This is a genomic window from Spirillospora sp. NPDC049652 (genome assembly GCF_040675125.1).
GTDB lineage: Bacteria > Actinomycetota > Actinomycetes > Streptosporangiales > Streptosporangiaceae > Spirillospora.
The window spans coordinates 1-5,519 of record NZ_JBFAOF010000461.1; the positions used below are offsets into that span (position 1 = coordinate 1).

Annotated in this window: 6 protein-coding genes; 4 read left to right on the forward strand and 2 right to left on the reverse strand. The window is 73.6% G+C overall.

The window, feature by feature from the left end; translation table 11 throughout:
- The 4 genes from AB0J52_RS25180 to AB0J52_RS25195 form a co-directional block, all read left to right on the forward strand.
- Positions 1-225 (forward strand): hypothetical protein (locus tag AB0J52_RS25180; RefSeq protein WP_500184667.1); only part of this gene is annotated, 225 nt, incomplete at its 5' end.
- On the forward strand, positions 222-2,147 hold the full coding sequence (locus AB0J52_RS25185; protein WP_500184668.1) for an ABC transporter ATP-binding protein: 1,926 nt from the start codon (positions 222-224) through the stop codon (positions 2,145-2,147). The genes AB0J52_RS25180 and AB0J52_RS25185, both read left to right, overlap by 4 nt.
- Positions 2,144-2,608: a S26 family signal peptidase gene (locus tag AB0J52_RS25190; RefSeq protein WP_500184669.1), complete on the forward strand. Its 465-nt coding sequence runs from the start codon at positions 2,144-2,146 to the stop codon at positions 2,606-2,608. The genes AB0J52_RS25185 and AB0J52_RS25190 overlap by 4 nt, the downstream gene beginning before the upstream one ends.
- 145 nt (positions 2,609-2,753) lie before the next feature.
- Complete coding sequence (locus AB0J52_RS25195; RefSeq protein WP_500184671.1) at positions 2,754-3,821, forward strand: helix-turn-helix domain-containing protein; 1,068 nt, start codon at positions 2,754-2,756, stop codon at positions 3,819-3,821.
- 16 nt (positions 3,822-3,837) lie between these two features.
- Here the strand turns inward: AB0J52_RS25195 and AB0J52_RS25200 are convergent, their stop codons facing one another.
- A complete protein-coding gene (locus AB0J52_RS25200; RefSeq protein WP_500184673.1) occupies positions 3,838-4,776 on the reverse strand; it encodes a hypothetical protein in 939 nt (312 codons plus the stop codon).
- A gap of 52 nt (positions 4,777-4,828) precedes the next feature.
- The coding region (locus AB0J52_RS25205) for an MFS transporter (RefSeq protein WP_500184674.1) at positions 4,829-5,519 on the reverse strand (691 nt) is incomplete at its 5' end.

Below are 5,519 nucleotides of genomic sequence, written 5' to 3' on the forward strand. Positions count from 1 at the left end.
GCTAGACGACGCTCTTCCGATCTCGCGGCCGACAGCGACCTCGCCGCCAGGCTCGCCGGCATCGCCGACCATGTCGTGCCCGAGTTCCTCGACGCGCCCGTGGGCGCCGCCTTCGGCGCGCGCCTCTACCCGGGTTTCGCCCACTACGGCCCTGACGGGATCGCCACCGCCGCCGGGCTCAGCCCGGACGTGCTGGACGAGACCGCGCTGCCCTCCCTGCCGTGACCGGCGGAAACGCCGCCGTCGGTGACGGCGCGGCCGTTGCGGGCGGCGGGCAAGCGAAGGTCGGCGACGACGGGGACCCGGAGGCCCAGGTCTCGGTCGTCCGGGGGATGAGGGCGGCTTACGCGCTCGCGTGGCAGGCGTGTCCCGGCATGCTGCTGCTCCAGCTCGTCATGGCCGTGGTCGGCGGTATCGCGCCGGTCGCCACCGCCTGGCTGACCAAGGTCGCGCTGGACGAGCTCACCGCCTCCCATCCCCGGACCGGCGCGCTGGTGTGGATGGCGGCCGGAATCGGCGGCCTCGGCGTCGTCATGGCGTCCTCCACGGCCGTCACCACCTACGCGCAGGGACGCGCCAGACGCGCCATCGGCCTGCTGTCCCAGGACCGGCTGTTCGCCGCCGTCAACCGGATGAACGGGCTGGCCCGCCTGGAGGAGCCCCGGTTCCACGACCGGCTGCGGCTCGCGCAGCAGTCCGCCGAGCACGCGCCGGACCAGCTCGTCCAGACGGGCCTGTCCGGCCTGCAGGGGACCCTCGGCATCGTCGGGTTCCTCGGCACGCTGCTGGCGATCAACCCGGTCATGGCGGGCGCCGCCCTGCTGGCCGCGGTCCCCGCGATGGTCGCCCACCTGGCGCTCAGCAGGCGGCGGGCGGGGCTGATGTGGCAGACCAGCCCCGGGCTGCGCCGCAAGATCTTCTACCAGATGCTCCTGACCGACCTGCAGGCCGCCAAGGAGGTCCGCCTGTTCGGGCTGGGCGGCTTCCTGCACGGCCGGATGCTCACCGAACTGCGCACCGCCAACGACGCCGAGGACCGGCTCGAACGCGGTGTCGTCCGCGTCCAGGTCATGCTTGCGGCCCTCGGCGCGCTACTCGCGGCCGCGGGCCTGCTGTGGGCGGTGACCGCCGCCGCCCACCGGACGATCAGCATCGGCGACGTGTCGGTCTTCATCGGCGCCCTGGCGGGAGTCCAGACCGGGCTGACCGGTCTGGTCCAGGGCATCGCCATGGGACACCAGTCGGCCCTGGTCTTCCACCACTACCTGACCGTGGTCGGGACGGCCGACGACCTCACCCCGCCCCGGCGGCGGCCCCGCGACCTGGCCCCGCTCACCCACGCCATCGAACTGCGCGACGTGTGGTTCCGCTACGGCGAGGACGGCCCGTGGGTGCTGCGCGGGCTGAGCCTGACCATCCCGCACGGCACCAGCCTCGCCGTCGTCGGCCTCAACGGAGCGGGCAAGAGCACGCTGGTCAAACTGCTCTGCCGCTTCTACGACCCGCAGCGCGGCGCCGTCCTGTGGGACGGCGTCGACATCCGCGACATCCCCGTGGCGCAGCTGCGGCAGCGGATCGGCGCGGTGTTCCAGGACTACATGGACTACGACCTCACCGCCGCCGAGAACATCGGCCTCGGCGACCTGGACGCCATCGACGACCCGGAGCGGATCCGCGCCGCCGCCGAGCGCGCCGGTGTCCACGAGGTCGTCGAACGGCTGCCCGCCGGCTACCGGACGATGCTCAGTAGGCTCTTCCACGCGGGCGACGAGGAGGACGAGCAGGTCAGCGGCGTCCACCTCTCCGGCGGGCAGTGGCAGCGCCTCGCCCTCGCCCGGGGGCTGATGCGGCAGGGACGCGACCTGATGATCCTGGACGAACCCAGCTCGGGGCTCGACGCGATGGCCGAGGCGGCGGTCCACGACCGGCTCCGCGAACTCCGCGCCGGTTCCACCAGCCTGCTGGTGTCGCACCGGCTGAGCGCCGTGCGCCGGGCCGACCGGATCGTCGTCGTCCAGGACGGCCAGGTGCTGGAGAGCGGCGACCACGCCACCCTCATGGCGTCCCCGGACGGCGTCTACGCCCGGCTCTTCCGCAGTCAGGCGGAGGGGTACCAGGAGGACCTGGAACCGGCGGCCGCCGAATGACCCAGACCCTGGTCGTGGTGGCGGTGGTGGCGGCGGTGATCGCCGCGCTCGCCCTGGCGGCCCGGCTGCTCCTGACCGCGGTCACGGTGCGGGGCGGCAGCATGACGCCGTCCCTGAACCCCGGCGACGTGCTGCTGGTGCTGCGGCATCGTCGCCGGACCCGGCCGGGGCGGATCGTCGTCGTCCAGCGCCCTGACCCGGTGACGGGGTGGGCCGCCCCGCCGGCCGGGAAGGGCTGGTACGTCAAACGCGTCATGGCGGTGCCCGGGGACGTCGTGCCGTCCTGGGTGGCGGGTGAACAGCCTGAACGCGTCCCGCCCGGGATGCTCGTCGTTCGCGGCGACCACCCGCTTTCCGAGGATTCGAAACAATGGGGGCTGTGTCCGGCGGAGCAGATGTACGGAGTGGTTCTCTGCCGGCTTCGGGCCGCCTCCTCAGATGTCATTCCCCAGAACGGATAGGCGGGATTGGGACCTGCCCTGTCGAATTGCTTCCCCCTGGCCTCATTCCCTCCGGTCTTTTTTCCGGAACCGGTTGATCGCAAGGCCCGGACGGTCTTGAATGCGGGCGGTCACCTGAAGAGACCTGGACGCCTGGGAGGCAGCGGTGGGCAGACCGGAGCGGCCGCTGGACCGGGACGCCGGGCCCGTCCAGGCCTTCGCGGACGAGCTGCGGCAGCTTCGGCGCAAGGCGGGCAGCCCCTCGTACCGGGTGCTGGCCTCGCGGGCGAACTACTCCCACACCGTCCTGTCGGACGCGACGCGCGGCGAACGGCTGCCCACCCTCGCGGTGACCCTGGCGTTCGTCCGGGCCTGCGGAGGCGACCCGGCCGAATGGGAGGCGCGGTGGCACCTGCACCGCCAGCTCGCCGAAGGGTTCGTCCCGCAGATCGCGACGGTGGCCACCACCGAACCGGCCGACACCGTGGCCGCGACGGACACCGTGGATGCGATGGACACCGTGGATGCGATGGACAGCGTGGCCGCGAACCCCTCCGACGCAGAGACTTCTGCTGACGAGACGGCGCTTCCCGAGGACACGCCGCCCTCCTCGCGAGCTGCTTCCGAGCCGCTGCCTCCGGCGGACGGGTCCACGCCGGCGGGGACGACTGCCGGACGTCCGCCGAGGAAACGGCCCACCGGGGCGATCGTCCGGTACGCGGCGGCGGCCCTCGTCATCGCGGTGGTCGCGGGCACCTGCGGCTGGTGGCTCCGGCCCGTCCACCCGGGTCGGGCCGCGGCGGCCTCCACCCGGGTGGACGACGGCACGGACCCCAAGGTCGCGGGATGCCTCACCGACGGCTTCCCTGAGGACCACGTCACCGTCAGGCTCGACCGCGCGGCCAAGCTGCACGGCCGCGTGCTTCCGGCGGGGACGCAGGTCGGCGACGCGTACCTGTTCTTCTCTCCGCGATGCGCCGGCGCGTGGACCCGGTTCGTCCCGACGCCCGGGCTCAACCCCGACCCGAACGAGACGTCGGCGGCCTCGGTGTCGGTCCAGGTGGACCGCCCGATCGACGGCACCTCCTCGTTCTGGCGGATGGGCCACGTCGACACCAGTTACTCCAACCTGCTGCTGGTCGGCATCGGCTGCGTGACCGGCAGTGTGACCGTGCGGATGACCGGCCAGGACGCCGTCGGCAGCGCCCACACCCGCTGCCTGGGACGTCCCTGACCGGCCGGAACGGTGCTCAGGTGCCGCGCGCGAAGAAGTCGGCCGCGCGGCGCTCGCCCGCCAGCGACCACAGCACGACCGCGTTCACCACCATGACGAACAGGGTGAGGACGACGCCTCCGGCGACCGACGGAGGCTTGGACGCGAACGGCTCGTGGCGGGGAGTGGCGACGTCCCACAGTTGCACCAGCACCGCCACCCCGCCCGCCAGCCCCAGGACGAGTGCGGTGATGGCGTACGCCCGCGCCCACAGCCGTCCGCGGACGAGCCCGGCCGCCACCGAGCCCGTGATCCCGGCACCCGCCGCGGCGAGCGGGAAGGCGCCGGGGGCGAGCGCCAGCGACACGAGAGATCCGAACAGGGCGAGCGCGGTCAGCAGCGTGAAGTACGCGGCCGCCAGCCACACCGGACCGGGAGCGGTCGCCGGACGGGCCCGGTCCGGCGCGGCCAGCGCCTCCGCCCGCGTCAGCGTCTGGCCCTCGAAGTACCGCGCGCCCGCGTCCCCGTAGGGCAGGCGCGCCATCGCCACGCACGTGCCCGCGCAGATGAACGCCGCCACCTTCGTCCCGGCGCCGGGCGCGTTGAGCAGAAGCAGCCCGCCGAGTGCGCCGAGACCCGCCACGACGACCAGGACGGGTCGCGCGCGCTGGATCCCGAAGTGCACCGCCAGCCCCGCGCCCGCGGTGAACAGGCCGAGCACGAGCAGTGCCAGCACCATCGCCGCCGGCGCGCCCGACGGGTCCTTCTGGCAGATCCCGTCGCCGGTGGTGCCGTAGCACGGCGTTCCGTCGAAGGTCTGTCCCGTCGGTTCGGCGAAGGTGAACACGCTTCCGGCGATCGCGAAACCGCACATCGCCGCCGCCAGCGTGTAGGCGAGGAACGCCGACGCGTGCACCTGCTCGGGAATGAGGCGGCGACTCGTCGGCGTGGCCGGATAGGCGGACCGCTGGTACACGGGCGGCTCCGTTCGGGGGACGGGCGGGCCTCCGTCGGGCCCGCTGGTCCGCTCATTCGGCCAGTTCAACAGGTTGTCCGGCCACCTCCGGACAACCGCTGACAACATGGCCGCCCGTGACCACGGCGTTCTCCGCGCGACTCCTGACATCGGGCTCGGGATGGGCCGCCGTGCGGTGCTCCGGGTCCGGCGCGGGCGGGGTCCGGCGGTCGAGGCGCAGGGAGAGGACGAGGACGGCCAGCCCGGCGAGGCCGACGAGCAGCGCCGCGTAGCCGATGCCCGCGCGACCGCCCAGGGCGTCACCGGCGGCACCGGTGGCGCCCCCGATGCTGATGCCGATGTAGATCGTGCTCTGGTGGAGGCCGAGGACCAGCGGGGCGGCCGAGGGCGCGGCGGCGGTGGCCCGCAGCTGCTGCGGGACGTTGATCATCCAGTGCAGCGTGCCCCAGCAGACGGCGGCGGCCAGCGCGCCCGCGAAGGTGGCCGCGATCGGCGGCGTCACGGTGACGGCGGCGACCAGCAGCGGAGCGGCGCCGACGATGACCCGGGCCGGGCCGAACCGGTCGGTGAGCCGGCCCACGGCGAAGTTCCCGCAGACCGCTCCGGCGCCGAAGAACAGCAGGATGAGGGACGCCCGGTCCGGATCGCCTCCGGCCGCCGGACGGGTGACCTCGTCGATGCGGGTGTAGACGGTCCAGCTCGCGCTCAGGCAGAGGCAGGTCGCCGCGAGCGTCGCCACCACC